This is a genomic window from Micromonospora sp. NPDC049230, assembly GCF_040647875.1.
Taxonomy (GTDB): domain Bacteria; phylum Actinomycetota; class Actinomycetes; order Mycobacteriales; family Micromonosporaceae; genus Micromonospora.
Genome location: NZ_JBEZCZ010000026.1, coordinates 38,441 through 54,259, shown reverse-complemented (window position 1 = coordinate 54,259; position 15,819 = coordinate 38,441). Strand labels below are relative to the sequence as shown.

Annotated in this window: 15 protein-coding genes; 11 read left to right on the top strand and 4 right to left on the bottom strand. The window is 69.9% G+C overall.

The genetic code is table 11. The features are described 5' to 3' along the window. The first annotated feature begins 398 nt into the window (after nt 1-398). Nucleotides 399-1,634, top strand: a complete 1,236-nt coding sequence (locus tag AB0A95_RS21420; RefSeq protein ID WP_357557518.1) for a low temperature requirement protein A — start codon at nt 399-401, stop codon at nt 1,632-1,634. 51 nt (nt 1,635-1,685) lie between these two features. Here AB0A95_RS21420 and AB0A95_RS21415 read toward each other — a convergent pair whose 3' ends face one another. Next, a complete protein-coding gene (locus AB0A95_RS21415) occupies nt 1,686-2,294 on the bottom strand; it encodes a TetR family transcriptional regulator (RefSeq protein WP_357557517.1) in 609 nt (202 codons plus the stop codon). A gap of 318 nt (nt 2,295-2,612) precedes the next feature. On the opposite strand from AB0A95_RS21415, the gene AB0A95_RS21410 reads away from it, so the two are divergent. The 4 genes from AB0A95_RS21410 to AB0A95_RS21395 all read left to right on the top strand — a co-directional run bounded on the left by AB0A95_RS21410 (nt 2,613) and on the right by AB0A95_RS21395 (nt 5,798). Next, entirely contained in the window at nt 2,613-3,173 is a 561-nt protein-coding gene (locus tag AB0A95_RS21410) for a hypothetical protein (RefSeq protein ID WP_357557516.1), read from the top strand. A gap of 1 nt (nt 3,174) precedes the next feature. Then, complete coding sequence (locus AB0A95_RS21405) at nt 3,175-4,596, top strand: NAD(P)/FAD-dependent oxidoreductase (RefSeq protein ID WP_357557515.1); 1,422 nt, start codon at nt 3,175-3,177, stop codon at nt 4,594-4,596. Then, complete coding sequence (locus AB0A95_RS21400; protein WP_357557514.1) at nt 4,596-4,835, top strand: hypothetical protein; 240 nt, start codon at nt 4,596-4,598, stop codon at nt 4,833-4,835. The genes AB0A95_RS21405 and AB0A95_RS21400 overlap by 1 nt, the downstream gene beginning before the upstream one ends. A gap of 255 nt (nt 4,836-5,090) precedes the next feature. Beyond that, complete coding sequence (locus tag AB0A95_RS21395; RefSeq protein ID WP_357557513.1) at nt 5,091-5,798, top strand: alpha/beta hydrolase; 708 nt, start codon at nt 5,091-5,093, stop codon at nt 5,796-5,798. Between the two features lie 138 nt (nt 5,799-5,936). Here the strand turns inward: AB0A95_RS21395 and AB0A95_RS21390 are convergent, their stop codons facing one another. From AB0A95_RS21390 to AB0A95_RS21380, 3 genes are all read right to left on the bottom strand, one after another. Further along, on the bottom strand, nt 5,937-6,764 hold the full coding sequence (locus AB0A95_RS21390; RefSeq protein WP_357557512.1) for an SAM-dependent methyltransferase: 828 nt from the start codon (nt 6,762-6,764) through the stop codon (nt 5,937-5,939). A 167-nt stretch (nt 6,765-6,931) separates the two neighbouring features. Continuing rightward, nucleotides 6,932-7,132, bottom strand: coding sequence for a hypothetical protein (locus AB0A95_RS21385; protein WP_357557511.1), 201 nt, complete (start codon nt 7,130-7,132; stop codon nt 6,932-6,934). A 52-nt stretch (nt 7,133-7,184) separates the two neighbouring features. Next, nucleotides 7,185-8,945 (bottom strand): DUF1996 domain-containing protein, encoded by a 1,761-nt coding sequence (locus AB0A95_RS21380; protein WP_357557510.1) that lies wholly within the window; start codon nt 8,943-8,945, stop codon nt 7,185-7,187. 217 nt (nt 8,946-9,162) lie between these two features. On the opposite strand from AB0A95_RS21380, the gene AB0A95_RS21375 reads away from it, so the two are divergent. From AB0A95_RS21375 to AB0A95_RS21350, 6 genes are all read left to right on the top strand, one after another. Then, on the top strand, nt 9,163-10,353 hold the full coding sequence (locus AB0A95_RS21375) for a cellulose binding domain-containing protein (protein ID WP_357557509.1): 1,191 nt from the start codon (nt 9,163-9,165) through the stop codon (nt 10,351-10,353). A gap of 50 nt (nt 10,354-10,403) precedes the next feature. After that, the gene (locus tag AB0A95_RS21370) at nt 10,404-11,501 is read left to right on the top strand and encodes a glycosyl hydrolase 53 family protein (protein WP_357557575.1); all 1,098 of its coding nucleotides are present in this window, start codon (nt 10,404-10,406) and stop codon (nt 11,499-11,501) included. A 233-nt stretch (nt 11,502-11,734) separates the two neighbouring features. Next, the gene (locus AB0A95_RS21365; protein ID WP_357557508.1) at nt 11,735-13,276 is read left to right on the top strand and encodes a phenylacetate--CoA ligase family protein; all 1,542 of its coding nucleotides are present in this window, start codon (nt 11,735-11,737) and stop codon (nt 13,274-13,276) included. Then, nucleotides 13,273-13,719, top strand: coding sequence for a DUF4188 domain-containing protein (locus AB0A95_RS21360; protein WP_357557507.1), 447 nt, complete (start codon nt 13,273-13,275; stop codon nt 13,717-13,719). Before AB0A95_RS21365 ends, AB0A95_RS21360 begins: the two co-directional genes overlap by 4 nt. Then, the gene (locus tag AB0A95_RS21355) at nt 13,716-14,816 is read left to right on the top strand and encodes a hypothetical protein (RefSeq protein WP_357557506.1); all 1,101 of its coding nucleotides are present in this window, start codon (nt 13,716-13,718) and stop codon (nt 14,814-14,816) included. Before AB0A95_RS21360 ends, AB0A95_RS21355 begins: the two co-directional genes overlap by 4 nt. Further along, the gene (locus AB0A95_RS21350) at nt 14,813-15,736 is read left to right on the top strand and encodes a hypothetical protein (RefSeq protein WP_357557505.1); all 924 of its coding nucleotides are present in this window, start codon (nt 14,813-14,815) and stop codon (nt 15,734-15,736) included. Before AB0A95_RS21355 ends, AB0A95_RS21350 begins: the two co-directional genes overlap by 4 nt. Nucleotides 15,737-15,819: the final 83 nt, after the last annotated feature.

Here is a 15,819-nt window from a genome sequence, read left to right as displayed (position 1 = left end):
CGGAGACCTGAAGGAAGCCCGAAGATCTCTTGGCAATCTGGTGGCGAGACGTCAAGGGGAGTGGCCAGGCATGGACGATCGACAGTGCCCGCACGTCGGTGATGAGGCCCCAGCCCGCAGGGCACCTGAGTGGATCGGGGAGATCAGCGCGCTGCTGACCGCACTGGCGGGACTCGTGGCAGCGATAACGACGAGGATCGTCGCTTTGGCAGCGAGCCGTTAGGGCGTGCGGCAAAGCCCCTGGCCGGCCTGCGGCGGGCCCGGACCGCCGCCTGGACTCCGCCTCGGCTCGACCGAGGACTTTGACACACGCCCTGGACGTGGGCCGCCGTCGGAGCCTGACGCAACCCTGCGACGACCGACTCGTTGGTGCGACAAGGGGCGGACGGAGGCGGGCGATGGCGGCGGGGCACGGCGCTGACCTGCTGCGCCCTCCCTCGAGTTCGGGTCGCGCCACGTTCCTGGAGCTCTTCTTCGACCTGGCCTTCGTTGTGGCTCTCACCCGGGTCTCGCAACGATTCGCCGGCCTCGGCGATGACACTGGCTGGGCGCTCGTCACCGGGTTCGGCCGTACGCTGCTGCTCTTCTTGGCGCTCTGGCTGATCTGGTCACACACCGCCTGGATCACCAGTCGCTACGAACCGGAGCGGTCGATCATCCAGGCCGTGGTGGTCGGCACCATGTTCGCCGGCCTGGTCATGGCGGTGGCGCTCCCGCGCGCCATGGAGGAGCGGGCGCTGCCGTTCGCGATCGCGTACCTGACGGTGATGGTGGTGCGGCCGATGGTGGTCGCCGCCGCGCTGCGTGGCCATCCGCGATGGCTGGTGCCGTTCCGGCTTTCCGTGTGGGCGGCGGCGAGCGCACCGCTCTGGCTGGGCGGCGCGCTGGGCCCGGACCGGCTTCGCCTGCCGCTGTGGGCTACCGCCCTTGCCGTCGACTACCTCGCCTGGACGCTGGGCTGGCCGTTGCCGCGGCTCGGGGCTTCGAAGATCGGCCGTTGGCGGATCGCCGGGACGCACCTCGCCGATCGTTACCAGCAGGTGTTTCTCATCGCGCTCGGTGAGTCCATCCTGGTCATCGGCGTGGTCTTCAGCGGCACGGACTACTCCGCCGGGCGGGCAGCCGCCTTCGGGACCGCGTTCGTCACCAGCGCGTTGCTCTGGCGGATCTACTTTCACCGCGCCGGCCTGCTGTTGACCGATGCGTTGGAGCGGGCGGGCATGCCCGGTCGGCTGGGCGCGGTGTCGGAACGCACTCATCTGCTGATCGTGCTCAGCGTGCTCGTCACGGCGGTCGGATACGAGCTGGTGATCGATCACCCGTACGGGTTGCTCCGACCCGGTTGGCTCCTGTTCGTGGTGGGCGGCCCGATGCTCTTCCTCGTCGCCCGTCTGCGGCTGGAGTACGAGATCTTCGGCCGGCTTTCCCGTTCCCTGACTATCGGCCTGGTGGCCCTGCTGCTGGTCACGCCGGCGTTGGCCCGCTGGGCGCCGATGGCCGGGTTGAGCGTGGTGGCCGGGGTGCTGGCCCTGATCGCGCTGCGCGACGCGCTGTGGAACCGGGGCCGGCCGCCGGAGGTGCCCGCGTCGCCGATCGGGCGGGAGACATCCCACGATCGCGACTCCGAGGCCTGACCGCGCGGCCGTGTACAGCGACCAGCCCGCCCCGGCACTCGCACGGGAGCGCTAACTGGCGGATTCGGCCGACTGGCGCTCGGCGTTGATCCGGAGGAGACCCTCGACCCCCCGCAGGAAGGTCTCGGCCACCAGCGCGGGGTCGAAGAGGCAGCCGGCTGCCATGGCGCCGTCGCGGAGCATGACGAAGTGACGCGCGGCGGGCTCTGCCGTCTCCTTGTGGACCTGTGCCATCAGCGTGGTGAGCGTGTCCAGGAACCACTGCCGGTGGGCGATGATCTCCCGATGCACAGGGTGGTCGGCGTCGGGATATTCCGCTGCGGCGTTCAGGAAGGCGCATCCGCGAAACCCGGGGGACTGGATGCCCTCGGCGATGGCGCCAGCGATCGCCAGGAGGGGATCGGCCGGCGGCGGGTTGGCGGCGATGGCCGCGCCGACCGCGCCGCGATCCATCCGGTGAACTTCCCGCAGGTACGCGAGAATGAGGTCTTCCTTGCTGGGGAAGTGCCGGTAGAAGGTGGCCCGTGTCACTTTCGCCTCGGCGATGATCCGGTCAACGCCGACGGAGTGGATGCCCTCGGCGTAGAAGATCTTGGTTGCCGTGCTGAGGAGCCGGGATCGCGCCTCAGAGGGCCGATCAGCGGGTGCGCCGCGCTTCATCCTCCAATTCTAGCGTATAGAACGTTCGGTCTTAAGATCACGTGCGCTGACGCCCTGTCCGGCGGACGCGGCTGAGGCTCCCCGGCAGTGGCTCACGGGCCCCGCACGGACCAGCCGCTTGACCCGGCCGGCGATGGCCGGCCTGCGCTCGCGTCACCTCACCGAGTAGGCGACCGGCTGGCCGGACGTGCGGCCTTCATCACCCGCGAGGGTAGAACGTTCTGTCTTGACGATGCCCGGCGAAGGTGAGAACCTGTCATAGGTAGAACGTTCGTTCTAGCCAGGGCCCCGCACCATCCGTCCCCGGAAAGGGTCATCGTGAGTTCCGTTGTTGCTTCGCCCGGCATTTCCCAGACCGCTTCCGCGCTGCGGCGGCTCTACTTCGTCCGCTTCGCGTTCGCCATCGTGTGGGCACTCGTGACGATCGCGACCGCCAAGGAGATCGGTCCGCTCACGGCTGTGCTTTTCGTGCTCTACCCGCTGTTCGACGTGGGCGCCGCCATCTACGACCTCCGCTCGTCGCGGGCCACCGGATCGTCGACCCTGCTGTACGTGAACATCGCCGTCAGCCTGATCACCGCCGTTGGCGTGGGTGTCGCCTGCGCGTCCGGAATTCCGGCGGTGCTGCGGGTGTGGGGCGCCTGGGCGGTCGTGGCCGGTCTGGTCCAGCTGATCGTGGGGGTCACCCGACGCAGGATGGGCGGGCAGTGGCCGATGATCATCAGCGGAGGCATCTCGGTGCTCGCCGGTGGGTCCTTCATCGCCGGCGCCTCCGCGGCCGATCCGTCGCTGACCAACGCGGCTGGCTACGCCATCCCCGGCGCCATCTTCTTCCTCATCGCCGCACTCCGTCTCGGCCGCGGCGCGAAGGGCAACTGACATGACCACCACGGAGTACGACGTCGTCGTGATCGGCGCGGGTCCGGTCGGGGAGAACGTCGCCGACCGGGTCGTGCGGGGCGGCCTGACCGCCGCCATCGTCGAGCGGGAGTTGGTCGGCGGGGAGTGCTCGTACTGGGCCTGCATGCCGACCAAGGCGTTGCTGCGCAGCGCCTCCCTCATGCGGACGGCTCGCCAACTGCCGGGCGTGCGGGAGACGGTGACGAAGGACCTGGACGTCGCGGCGGTGCTCGCACGCCGGGACTCCTTCGCGTCGCACTGGCAGGACGACGGGCAGGTCTCCTGGCTCGCGTCGGCGGGGATCGCGCTGCACCGCGGCCAGGGGCGGATCCGGTCCGCCCGGGTCGTCGACGTGACAGGCGCCGACGGTGTGGTGACGCGGTTGACCGCGCGGCACGCGGTGGTCGTGGCGACCGGAAGCAGTGCTCTGCTGCCGGACGTCCCGGGTCTGCGGGAGGCGGCACCATGGTCCAGCCGCGAGGCCGCCTCGGCCGGGTCGGTTCCCCGTCGGCTCGCCATCATCGGTGGTGGTGTGGTGGCGGCCGAGATGGCGACAGCGTTCGCCGCTCTGGGATCTTCGGTGACGGTGCTGGCCCGTGACGGTGTGCTGCCGTCTGTGGAGCCGTTCGCGGGGGAGCTGGTCAAGGAGTCGTTGCGCGATGCCGGTGTGGCGGTCCTTGTCGGCGCGCAGGCTCTCTCCGTGAGGCGCGACGACAGCGGGACCGTCCACATCCGCACCGCTGACGGCGATCTCCTGGAGGCCGACGAGGTCCTGGTGGCGATCGGCCGTACGCCGAACACCCAGGACATCGGGCTGGACAGCGTTGGGCTGGTGCCGGGTGCCTGGCTGACAGTCGACGACACTCTGCGTGTCGTCGGCGGTGGCGAGTGGCTGTACGCGGCGGGTGAGGTGAACCGGCGCGTACTGCTCACCCATCAGGGCAAGTATCAGGCGCGTGCGGTGGGCGACGTGATCGTCGCCCGGGCGAAGGGTGCGAAGGTCGACGACGGCCGGTGGGGCCGGCACGCGGCCACGGCCGACGAGCGGGCGGTGCCGCAGGTGGTCTTCACCGACCCGGAGATCGCGTCGGTCGGGCTGACCGCGGCCTCGGCCACGGCGGCCGGCCTGCGGATCCGGGTCGTGGACTACGACCTCGGAGCCGTCGCCGGAGCATCCCTGCACCTCGATGGCTACCGGGGGCACGCCCGCATGGTCGTCGACGAGGACCGGAAGGTGATCGTCGGCGTCACCCTCGCAGGCCCGGACGTGGCGGAACTGATCCACGCCGCGACGGTTGCCATCGTCGGCGAGGTCCCGCTGGACCGGCTGTGGCACGCGGTTCCCGCATACCCGACCATCAGCGAGGTGTGGCTACGGCTGCTGGAGGCATACGGCCGCTGATGGTGTGGCCGGGCCTGTCCGGGAATCTCGACAGCCTTGCTCGCCGGTGCGGGCGCATGGGGCGATCGACTCCACAGTCAGGTGGCGTATCCAACCTCGACCGGTTCGTCCCGAAGCTGTCCCCGCAGGTGCGGACCGCGCCGACGGTGCTGCTCATCCGTCCCGACGGTTATCTCGCGCTGATCTCCGATGCCGGTGACGTCTCGGCGGTATCGCATTATCTCGACGCGGTCGGCTGACTCGTCGGCCCGGTCCCGTACGGCCGGTTTTCCAGATCTCGCGGACAGCGGTCCGACCCGCTCCGGATACTAGACATTGCCCGGATGTTGCACCGCCACCAGCCCGGGAATGCGGCCAGTGGGCGGTCGTCACCGAAACGCCCTGTCGACACATCCTCGTCGTCCGGTCTGCCCCAACACGTCCGACGACAGCGGGCTTCTCGAAGGGAATGCCAGATGAATGCTGCTTCCGACATGTCTGCCCACGAGACAGGGATGCCGACCATCGTGCTCGTCCATGGCGCATTCGCCGACTCGTCGAGTTGGAATGGGGTGATCGCCCACCTCAAGCGCCGAGGTTATCCGGTCCTCGCCGTCGCGAATCCGCTGCGCGGTGTGCAGAAGGATGCGGCCTACGTGCGGTCTGTGGTGGACAGCGTGTCCGGCCCGGTCGTGATGGCCGCTCATTCCTACGGCGGATCGGTGATGACCGAGGCCGCGGATGGCGCCTCCAACGTCAAGGCTCTGGTGTACGTCGCCAGCGTGAGCCCGGACGTCGGCGAGAGCGTTGCCGAATTGACCACCAAGTTTCCGGGAAGTGCGCTCCTTACCTCCATCAAGATGGTCCCGTACGCCCTCGACGGGGGTGGCACGGCCATGGAGCAGTACATCTATCAGGAGAAGTTCCCGGAGGCGTTCGCCGCGGATGTCGACCCCGACGTCGCCGCGCTGATGGCGGTGACGCAGCGGCCACCTACCGAAGCCGCCCAGACGGAGAGCGTGACCAAGGCCGCCTGGAAGACGATCCCGTCCTGGACCCTGATCAGCACCCAGGACCGGGGGATCCCGCCGGACCTACAGCGCTTCATGGCCAAGCGGGCCGGGTCCACGACTGTCGAGATCGAGGCGTCCCACGCGGTGGCCGTCTCGCAGCCCGGCCCGGTCGCGGACCTCATCGACGCCGCCGCCCGCGCGACAGCCTGACCGGGGACCGCGCCTTCCACTACCTGTCGCGTCGGGATCACCGGCCGAGTTGGGCGACCATCCGGCGGCACGGCATCGACGGGGTGTGGTCCGTCGGCGGGACGCGCTCTCGCCGACGGACCACACCGGAAGCGGAGCCTACGGTTTGCGGGCGAGGAGCCCGACGAAGGTGTGATATGTGTCGGTCTGTTTCGGAGCGGTCGCGCCCGACTCTGGACGCCACTCGGCCAGCGGCACCAGCCCCGGCTCCAGCACCGTGAGCCCGTCGACGAACGAGAGGATCTCCTCGTCGGTGCGCCAACGGCCGGTGCCCAGCGACTCGTTGAAGACCCGCTCGACCTCGCGGGCCTTGCGGGAGCCCTCGGGGTCTCGCTCGCCCGGGTCGCGGAAGTGCGACACCGCCACGTAGCTGCCGGAGGGCAGCGCGTCGATCAACGCCGCCGCCACCGCTCGGGGGTCCTCGTCGTCTCCGAGGTGGTGCAGGATCGCGAAGAGCAACAACCCGATCGGCCTGTCGAAATCGAGGAACCGACGTACGTCCGGATGGTCGAGGATCTCCTGGGGTGCCCGAACGTCCGCCTGGATCACCGTCGCGGTGCCCTCGGCGGCGAGCAGGGCCCGGCCGTGGGTCAGGACGATCGGGTCATTGTCCACATACACCACCTGAGCCTTCGGGTTCTGCTCGGTGGCGACCTCGTGCACGTTGCCCTGGGTGGGCAGCCCCGACCCGATGTCGAGAAACTGGTCGATGCCCGCCTCGGCGACGAGGAAGCGAATCACGCGACGCAGAAAGGCCCTGTTCGCCTGGCCGGCCGCCGGCCCGTCCGGGGTGATCCGCAGGGCGTGCTGGGCGACCTCCCTGTCGACCTCGAAGTTGTCCTTGCCGCCCAGGAAGAAGTCATAGACCCGGGCCACGCTGGGAATACGGGGGTCGATGCCGGGGGGTGCCGCCTTGTCGGGGGTCACAGGCGTCTCCATTCGTCGGGAATTGGCGCAGGCTGAGGTCTGCGGGCGGTGCCGGCGTCGCGGCGAGTGTAGCGATCAGAAGAGTTGATTTCCGCCCCGACTTTGGTACGCGGCACCAACAGGGAGCTCAGCATCCGTGCCAGCCGGTCACCCGCCGCCCCCGAGAATCAGCAGGTGCGCGTCTGCCAGCTCACCTTCGTCGCGAACATTGGCACATACAGGTCCCCTCCGCCGGGGCGAGCGCACAGTACGCCGGACATCTGCGACCCATTGAGGTACGTGTAGGACCAGCTGATCTCGGCGTTGCGGGAGGTGTGGTTGTGGAAGTCGAAGGCCGGGACGTTGCCGGAGCATTCGCTGCTGGTCACCAGAGACGGAGTCGCTGGGTGCGGCCCTCTGGGGCGGAGACTGCCCGAGGCGTCAGGAGCAGTTCTTGCCCTTGTTGATGCAGGTGACGATGCGTTGCATGGTCTGCGCGGAGTTGACGTTGACGAAGTCGTTGTGGTCGGAGAAGGGGTTGTGGTTCTCCTCCGGGAAGGAGTCGAGGGCGTACTGGCCTTTGACCTGCACCTTGCGGGCGATGTCGTACCCCACGGTGATCCGCAGTTGCGGGATCGCCTGGAAGCCCTGCGGGCAGGCGCCGCTGGCCTTGTCGGCGAACGCGACGTGCTTGCGGTGGTTGTCGCTGTCGATGTTGCTGCCGTCCCAGCAGCCGGGGAAGTCGTGCACGCGCTGCACCTGGCTGCCGGCGGGGCAGATCGGGTACTTGTCGGAGAGGCGGTCGGTGAAGCCCGAGCAGGTCCAGGTGGCACGGGCGTTGGCCGGCCCGCGGCTGGTGGGCTTGGCGTCGCCGGTGAGGGCCCGGAGGAACTTCGGCATCGGCACCACCTTGCTGACCGGGTTGCCGCGGTACTCGATCAGCACCTGCGCCGGGCGGACGATGCCGCCGGTGTTGCCGGGCAGTTCGAAGTTGGGTCCCTGCGGGTCGGGCAGCGCGGTGGCGGTGCTGGGCGCGCTGCTCGGTGCCGCCGGGGTGCTGGGGGCCTGGTCCAGCCTGCAGGCGGCGAGCGCGTCGAGGCCCTGCGGTCGGGTGGCCTGCCGCCCGATCGCGGTGGCGATCCGGTCGAGCGCGGCGGTCCGCTTGGCACGCAGCGGCCCGAGGATGGCGTTGTCGACGAAGGCCGGGCCGCCCTGGCCACGGCTGCTGACGAGACGTTCGTTGGCCTCGGAGATCTGCCGGTCGAGGTCGTCGAGGTTGCGGTTCACCTCGGCGAGGGCCCGGTCGGGTACGCCCGGCACCTTGTCCCGCACGCTGGGGCACTGAATCCGCGGATTCGCGGCCTGGGCCGCCGTGGCGCTCGCACGGTGGGCGCTGTCGGGCATCCGGGCGTGCATGTCGTCGTAGCTGACGTCGCACTCCACAAGCGAGACGAGGCCGGGCTGGTTGCCGCCGGCGGAGGTGATCGTGGCGCTGATCTCCTTGAGCATGGCGGCGCGGCGGGTCCGCAGCGAGTCGAGGACCTCCCCGTTGAACGCGGCGTCGATGCGGCCCCGGGTGGCGGTCATCCGCTGGTTCGCGGCGGCCTGCTCGCGATCCAGTTCCGCCAACAGGCGGTCGACGGCGGCGCGGGCCCCGGCGGGGACGGCCCGCAGCCGTTTGCCGACCGAGGGGCAGACCACCATCGGCTGGGTCTGGGCGAGGGCCTGCCGGATCTGCTTGCCGCTGCGGACGGTCTTGTCGATGCGCACCACCGGCCAGAAGTAGGACGACTTGTCACCGTTGCGGCAGGTGGTGCCAGAGGCGTCCAGATCGGCGTTGGAGGAGTTCGCGGTGATGGCCAGGTTGCCGACGAAATCGTGGACGTGTTCGGCGCCGTTGCGGATGCCGGGCTGGGCCACCGGATTGTCCGGGCTGAACTTGCCGTTGCCGTTCGTGCCGCAGTCGACGGTGAACCGGCCGGTCGACGCCCCGGCCGCCGGTCTCGGGTTCTGCACGTTCGGCGACACTTTCTCGATCGCCACGAACTGGTCCAGGGTGGTGGCGGCGTCCGCGGTGCCCTTGCCGCCACCTGAGACGAAGGTGGCGGTGAGCGCACCGCCGGCGGCGAGCACGAGCGCGGCCATGGCGAGCCTGGCCGGCCGGGACTGGGCCAGTGGGGTCCCGCTCTTTCTGCGGTTCATCGGAATCTCCTCATCGCCGGAAGCGGCTGTCTCCAGTCGGTACGGGCCGGCGCACGGTCAACGGTCAACCGTCGAGGGGCACGTCATGATTCGGTAATAAGTCCCGGCGGTCGGGGGTGAACCGGTCGGCCCGTGACGCACGGCAGCGGCGGCACCGCGCTGGCCGAGGCGTGAGATACGTTGGCGATCATCGATCTGTTGCGTCATCGTCGGGGGTATGACAGGCGTCCGTTCGTCCTCGCTGATCCGCCGTCCGCTGCCGGGTCTGCTGGCCGCCGTCGTGCTGGCGACGGCGATGCTCGGAACCGCTCTGACCGCCGCGCCAGCGGCTGACGCCGGCACCGCGGCGCCCGGCGCGTACCCGGGGGTCGCCCCGGCGCCCGGCCGGGCCGCGGTGTCCGCCGCGGAGCCCACCGGCACCGCGCCGCCGGTGCCGACGACGGCGCCCAGCACGCCGAACACCTCGCCCTTCCCGCCGAGTGCGCCCACGAACCTGACCGCCAGCGAGGTACGGACCGGGTCGGTCACCCTCACCTGGACGGCCGCCAGGCCCGGCTGCTGCGCCGTCACCGGCTACGAGATCACGTACTACCAGGCGTTCGACGACGTCATCTACAGCGCCAGCGTCGGGGCCGTCACCACCACCACGATCACCAGCTACCTCGGGCCGGGCCGGCAGTACTCGTTCCGGGTGGCCGCCCGGGACGGCCTCGGCCACCGCTCCCCATCGACGGACACGCTGACCGTTGTCACCCCGGTGACGGACACCGGCCCGGACACCACCCCGCCGAGCGCCCCGCAGAATCTGACTGTCGGCGAGGTGACCGCCTCGACAGCCGAGCTGTCCTGGTCGCCGTCGACGGACAGCGTCGGCGTGCTCGGCTACAACGTCTACCGGTTCGACGGCTGGTTCTCCTCGACACTTGTCGCCACAGTGCCGGGGACGACGTACACGACGTCGCTGCCCCCGTCGACGCCGCTGCGCAACCTGTACTACGTGCGGGCGCGGGACGCGGTGGGCAACGTGTCGATCGCGTCCAACACGGTCACCGTGCCCACGACGTCCACGCCGACGCCTCCGCCGCCCTCGACCTGCCGGGTGACCTACCGCAACCAGTCCGAGTGGCAGGGCGGCTTCGTGGCCACTGTGACGATCCAGAACACCGGGACGGCACCTGTCGACGGCTGGATCGTCACCTTCAGCTTCCCCGGAGACCAGCAGGTCACCTCGGCGTGGAACGCCACGGTCGGCCAGACCGGCGCCGCCGTGTCCGCCCGTAACATCGACTGGAACCGCGTCCTCGCGCCAGGCGGCTCCGCGAGCTTCGGCATGCAGGGGCGGTGGGCCGCCGGTGACCTGCCGCCGATCGGCTTCGCGCTGAACGGCGCCCCGTGCGCGGTCGGCTGAGTGGCCCGAGAAGGAGTCCCGTGAGCAGGTATTCGCACCACCGCAGGGCCCTGGTCGGGGCCCTGACGGTCGGCATCCTCGTCGTCTGCGCCACGCTCGGCGGCACGCCCGCGCCCGCCTCCGCCGCGAACACGCTGAGTATGCGGGGTGCCGACGTCTCCTCGTTGCGGCGCAGCCTGGATCTGGGCGCCAGGTACTACGACGCCGGCGGTGTCGCGCGCGACGCACTGGACATCCTGAAGTCCGTCGGCGTCAACTACGTCCGACTGCGCGTCTGGAACAACCCGATCAGCGGCTACAACAACAAGAACAGGGTGTTGGGCCAGGCGAGGGCGGCCAGGGCGAAGGGCCTCGGGGTGCTCATCGACTTCCACTACTCCGACACCTGGGCCGACCCCGGCAAGCAGTACAAGCCGGCCGCCTGGGCCGGCCACAGCCTGAGCCAGCTGGGCACCGACGTGTACAACTTCACCTACGACGTCTGCGCCAGCCTCCGGGGGCAGGGCACCCCGCCGGACAGCGTGCAGATCGGCAACGAGATCAACGTCGGGATGCTGTGGAACGAGGGCAGGGTCGTCAACAACGACTTCGCCCCGCTGGCCAGCCTGCTGAAGCAGGGCTACAACGCGACAAAGGCGTGCGGCGGCGGCATCCCGGTAATGATCCACACCGCCAACGGCGACAGCAACGCCAACGCCAGGTGGTTCTACGACGGCATCCGGGCCCAGGGCGTGCAGTGGGACATCACGGGGCTGTCGTACTACTGCGTGTGGCACGGCACCCTGTCGAACCTCTACAACAACATCGTCGACCTGCGCGGTCGCTACGGCAAGCCGGTCGTGATCGCGGAGACCGCGTACCCCTTCACCCGCGACAACGCCGACAGCGAGCCGAACGCCATCGGCGACGCGACCTGTGACGGCATCAGCGCGACCTGGGCCGGGCAAGCCCAGGAGTTCGACTGGGTCCAGAACACGGCCCGCAACGCGGGAGCCATCGGTGTCTTCTACTGGGAACCGACCTGGTACGCCGTCCGAGGCAACGGCTGGGACCCGGCCAACATCAACGGCACCGGCAACCAGTGGGACAACATGGCCGTCTTCGACTGGTCCGGGCGGGTGAACCCGGGCGTACGCTGGACGCCCTGACCCGTCGCTGGACGCACGCCGAACCGAGGTCGCCGACCGCGGCGACGCGTCCGGATGCGACGACAGCTCCACTGACCGCCGGCGGCGCGGCGGCGTCGTGCCGACGCGAGGCCACCCACGACGCCAGCCGCACGACCTCACTGGGGGCGGTTCAGCGCGCCTTGTTCGGATACTCAGGACAGCTGAGTACCCGCCATCAGGTGGCCGGCTCGACCGACCAATAGTGTTGCCACGTGGTGACATTCCTGCGTCGGTGGACCCTGCGGACCGCGAGCTTCGCCCTGACCTGGCTCTACACCCTCTACCGGATCCATCCGGCGGTGTGGCGGCTCACGGCCCGTCAGTACCGTCCCCACCTGGGGCGCTTCGCCCGGCTGCACGCCTGGATGACCTGCCAGTTCGCCGCGATCGACGTGCCCGCGTACGGCGACTTCCTCCGCCGCCACCACTGGCGGTTCCGCTGGTTCGACCTGTCGTCGTACCCGCCCACGGACAAGCGGTCGTACGTGCAGGCGTACCCGGAGGCGCAGCGTTGTTGGCACGGCGAGCTCGAGATCGCCGGCAGCGTGGTCGACGAGTCGTCGGGCTCGTCGGGCCAGCCGTTCAACTGGATCCGCAGCCGCCGCGAGCTGCGCTCGGTGCACAAGAACCTGGCCGGCTACGCGACGATGGTGTTCCCGTCGAAGCGGCGGTTCGTCATCAACGCGTACTCGATGGGGGCCTGGGCCACCGGGACCAACACCGGCATCGCCATGTCGGCGATCGCGATGGTCAAGAACACCGGGCCCGACCTGCGGAAGATCATCGACACCCTGTTGTACTTCGGCCCCGGCTTCGACTACATCGTCACCGCCTACCCGCCGTTCCTCAAACACCTGCGCGACAAGCTCGACGCCGAGGACTTCCCCTGGGCCGACTACCGCATCAGCGGACTTGTCGGCGGTGAGGGGATGACCGAGGCCCTGCGCGACTACCTACAGGAGCGCTTCGTCAAGGTGCGCTCCGGCTACGGGGCCAGCGACCTCACCATCGGCATCGCCGGGGAGAGCGACTTCAGCGTCTGGGTCCGCCGCCGACTGCGCACCGACACGGCACTGCGGACCGCCCTGCTCGGCGCCGACGAGCACCGGCTGCCGATGGTCTTCCAGTACAACCCGCTGGAGACGTACCTGGAGACCACAGCGGACCAGGAGGTGCTCTGCACGATCAACTCCACGGCGGTGCTCAATCCCCGGGTCCGCTACAACATCGGCGACGAGGGCCGGCTGATCTCGTACCCCGATGTCCTGGCCGCGATCACCGACCCCGCGGCGCGGGCCGCCGCCGACCGCGCCTGGCAGGTCGACCGGATGCGTCTGCCACTGCTGTTCCTGTACGGCCGCAAGGACAGCACCATCTCGTACATGGGCGCCAACATCTACCCGCAGGACGTCGAGTACGGCCTCTATGCCGGCAATCCCCAGGCGCACCTGCTGCAGAGCTTCTGCCTCGCGGTGACCGAGCAGGCCGACCTGGAGAGCCGACCGGTCGTCAACCTGCAACTCCGCGAGGGCCTGGCGCTCGACCCGGCGCAGCGGCGAACCCTCACCGACACCTGCCGGGCGGGGGTGTTGCGCCACCTGGCCGAGGTCAGCCGGGACTTCGCCGAGTCCCTCGCCGAGGACCCGTCCGCGGCGGACCTGCGGGTGGAGGTCCACGAGTACGGCACCGGCCCGTTCGCCGGCGCGGCATCAAAAATCAAGAACGTCTACCTGGTGAAGGGCGTGCCGGCATGAGAACCACCGACTTCTCCGCAGCGCCGGCGGTGGGCCAGGCGACGGCCATGTTCGTCGGCGCCACCCGCTACCGGGGGCCGCGCTCGATCCTCACGCTCACCCGGACCTGGTTCCGGATGGTCCGGCAGATGAAACGGATGGAGGGGTACCGGTGGCACACCGTCTACTACCAGTTCCCGTTCACCCTCGGCACCATCGCCTTCTTCAGCGACCGTGACGCGCTCCTGACGTTCGCCCGCAGCCGCCATCACCGTGACCTCATGTGTTGGGTGACCGATCACGGCACGAAGAACGCGACAGGCGGCTACATCCGCCTCTACAACGCCGAGCCCGAGGGCTACAGCAACGGCATCTGGCGTGCCGAGGGCGACGGCATGGCGCACATACCGACCTTCACCCCGCTCTCCCGTGAGACGTCCGGCCCGCCGGTGCACCGCGCATGAGACTGGAACCCGTGCGGTCACGGGCCGACCTGCGGGCATTCGTCGACTTCCCGCTCCGGCTCCACCCGACCGACCGCTACGTACCCCTGGTGTCCTCGGTCATCGCGGCCCACCGCGGCGCCGCCGAGCTGTTCGTGGTCCGCGACCGACGCGGCGACGTCGTGGGACGCACCAGCGTGCACCGCAGCGCGCCCTTCGACGCCAAGGTCGGCCCCCGGCAGCTGTTCGGGCACACCGAGTTCGTCGACGACGACGACGTCTTCACCGCCATCATGGACGCGGTCGAGGCCCGGGCCGACGGTCGACAACTGTTCGGGCCGGTGGCCCTGCTGCCCAACCAGACCGGCGGGGTGATCACCTCCGGCTTCGCCGACCGTGGCTTCGTGGACTCGGCGTGGAACCCCGCCTACTACCCGGACATGTACGAACGGCACGGCTTCCACCGTCGCTTCGAGGCCGACACGTGGCTCGTCGACCTCGACGGTACGACCACTGGTGCGTCGCCGGCCGTCGACGCTGACCATGGATTCGCCTTCGACGATGCGCGAATAGCCAGCGAACGGCTCGTCATCCGGCACGGCTCCCGGTGGCACCTGCGCGGCCAACTGCCGATCCTGCGCCGGATGCTCAACGCGAGCTTCGCGCAGTTGGGCTACTACACCGACATCTCCGCCGAGCAACTGGCGGAGCAGACCGACGGCCTGGCGTTCCTGCTCGACGAGGCGCTGCTCCTCTGGCTGGAGAAGGCAGGTCGACCCGTCGCGTTCGTCGTCACAGTGCCGGACATCTCCGAATACCTCATGCGCGTCGGCGGTCGGCTCGGCGTACTCAATCAGCTCCGGCTTCTCGCCACCCGTGGCCGATACCGACGGGACGCCGTCCTCATCATCAAGGGGACCGTGCCCGACGAGCAGGGAAACGGGTACCTGACGCTGCTGTCCCGGGAGTTGCATCGCAATCTCGCCCGCAACGGCTACCGGACGCTGCGCAGCACCTTCGTCGAGCGGACGAACGTCGCCTCCGCCGCGCAGTACCGGCGCGCGAGTGGACGGCCACTGCACGGGTACACCTTCTACGAGCGAGGGGCCGCGGTGTGAGCTGGGTCGAGCAGGTGCGGGCCGCCGAGGCGATCTGCCGGCGGGCACCGAGCGCACACAACACGCAGCCGTGGCGGCCGGAGTACCACACCGACGAGATCACCATCGCCGTCGATCCCGCCCGCCGCCTGCCCGACTCCGACCCGACCGGGCGCGACCTGGCCCTCGGCATCGGCGCGTTCGTCGAGACCTGCCTCATCGTCTCCGCCGAACTCGGCCTCACCGTCACCGTGGCCCCCGGTCCGCGCCTGGTCCCCGCCGCACATCGGTACGCGACCCCGTTCACGACCGCCGACATCGAGGCCCGCCGGGTCGCCCGTGGTCCGTACGCACCCGGCTACGTCGACGACGCAGTCCTCGCCGATCTCGAGCCGGGCATCGCACAGGTCCCGACCCGGGATCTCGTAGCGGACCTGGCCGTCGCCGACAGGTGGATGTTCGGCACACCCGCCGTCGCCGTCGAGTTGCGGGACTGGCTGCGCCTGAGCCCACGCCATCCTCGGTACCACCTCGACGGGCTCACGGACCGGGCGCTCAGCCTGTCCCGCGCCGAAGCGCGCGTCCTGTCCGCGGTGCTGCGCGCGTACCCGGTCACCCGCCGGCTGGGCCTGCCGGCGCTGCTGGCCGCCAGCGGCCGTGGCCTGTTGCGCTACGACGGCAGCGTCCTGGTCCTCCTCGCCGCCGATGGTGAAGACCGGATCAGCGCGGGCCGACGGTTGCTGCGGACGTGGCTGGCTCTCGCCCGGCACGGCCTGGCGGTCCATCCGCTCAGCCAGCTCGTCGACTGCCCGGCGACCGCCGGTCGGCTCGCCGAGCGGGTCGCAGGCCTTCCGCTCGCGGTGTTTCGGGTCGGCCGGCCCCGCATCGCACCGGTCCGGTCGGCCCGACGCGGCGAGGAGTTGTCGGCCCAGCCGGAATAGTCGTGCCTCACCTGCTCGGCAGTCAGAGCGGAACCGCCCGCGCTGTGTACGTGGTCGCGCCGTCAATCTGCTTCGGCGGTCGG

What these genes read in the sequence shown, in the direction of transcription:
- AB0A95_RS21395 (WP_357557513.1), top strand. Translation starts at nt 5,091, where the DNA reads ATGCCGACCATCGTGCTCGTCCATGGCGCATTCGCCGACTCGTCGAGT.
- AB0A95_RS21380 (WP_357557510.1), bottom strand. Translation starts at nt 8,945, where the DNA reads ATGAACCGCAGAAAGAGCGGGACCCCACTGGCCCAGTCCCGGCCGGCC.
- AB0A95_RS21355 (WP_357557506.1), top strand. Translation starts at nt 13,716, where the DNA reads ATGAGACTGGAACCCGTGCGGTCACGGGCCGACCTGCGGGCATTCGTC.
- AB0A95_RS21375 (WP_357557509.1), top strand. Translation starts at nt 9,163, where the DNA reads ATGACAGGCGTCCGTTCGTCCTCGCTGATCCGCCGTCCGCTGCCGGGT.
- AB0A95_RS21415 (WP_357557517.1), bottom strand. Translation starts at nt 2,294, where the DNA reads ATGAAGCGCGGCGCACCCGCTGATCGGCCCTCTGAGGCGCGATCCCGG.
- AB0A95_RS21360 (WP_357557507.1), top strand. Translation starts at nt 13,273, where the DNA reads ATGAGAACCACCGACTTCTCCGCAGCGCCGGCGGTGGGCCAGGCGACG.
- AB0A95_RS21420 (WP_357557518.1), top strand. Translation starts at nt 399, where the DNA reads ATGGCGGCGGGGCACGGCGCTGACCTGCTGCGCCCTCCCTCGAGTTCG.
- AB0A95_RS21400 (WP_357557514.1), top strand. Translation starts at nt 4,596, where the DNA reads ATGGTGTGGCCGGGCCTGTCCGGGAATCTCGACAGCCTTGCTCGCCGG.
- AB0A95_RS21405 (WP_357557515.1), top strand. Translation starts at nt 3,175, where the DNA reads ATGACCACCACGGAGTACGACGTCGTCGTGATCGGCGCGGGTCCGGTC.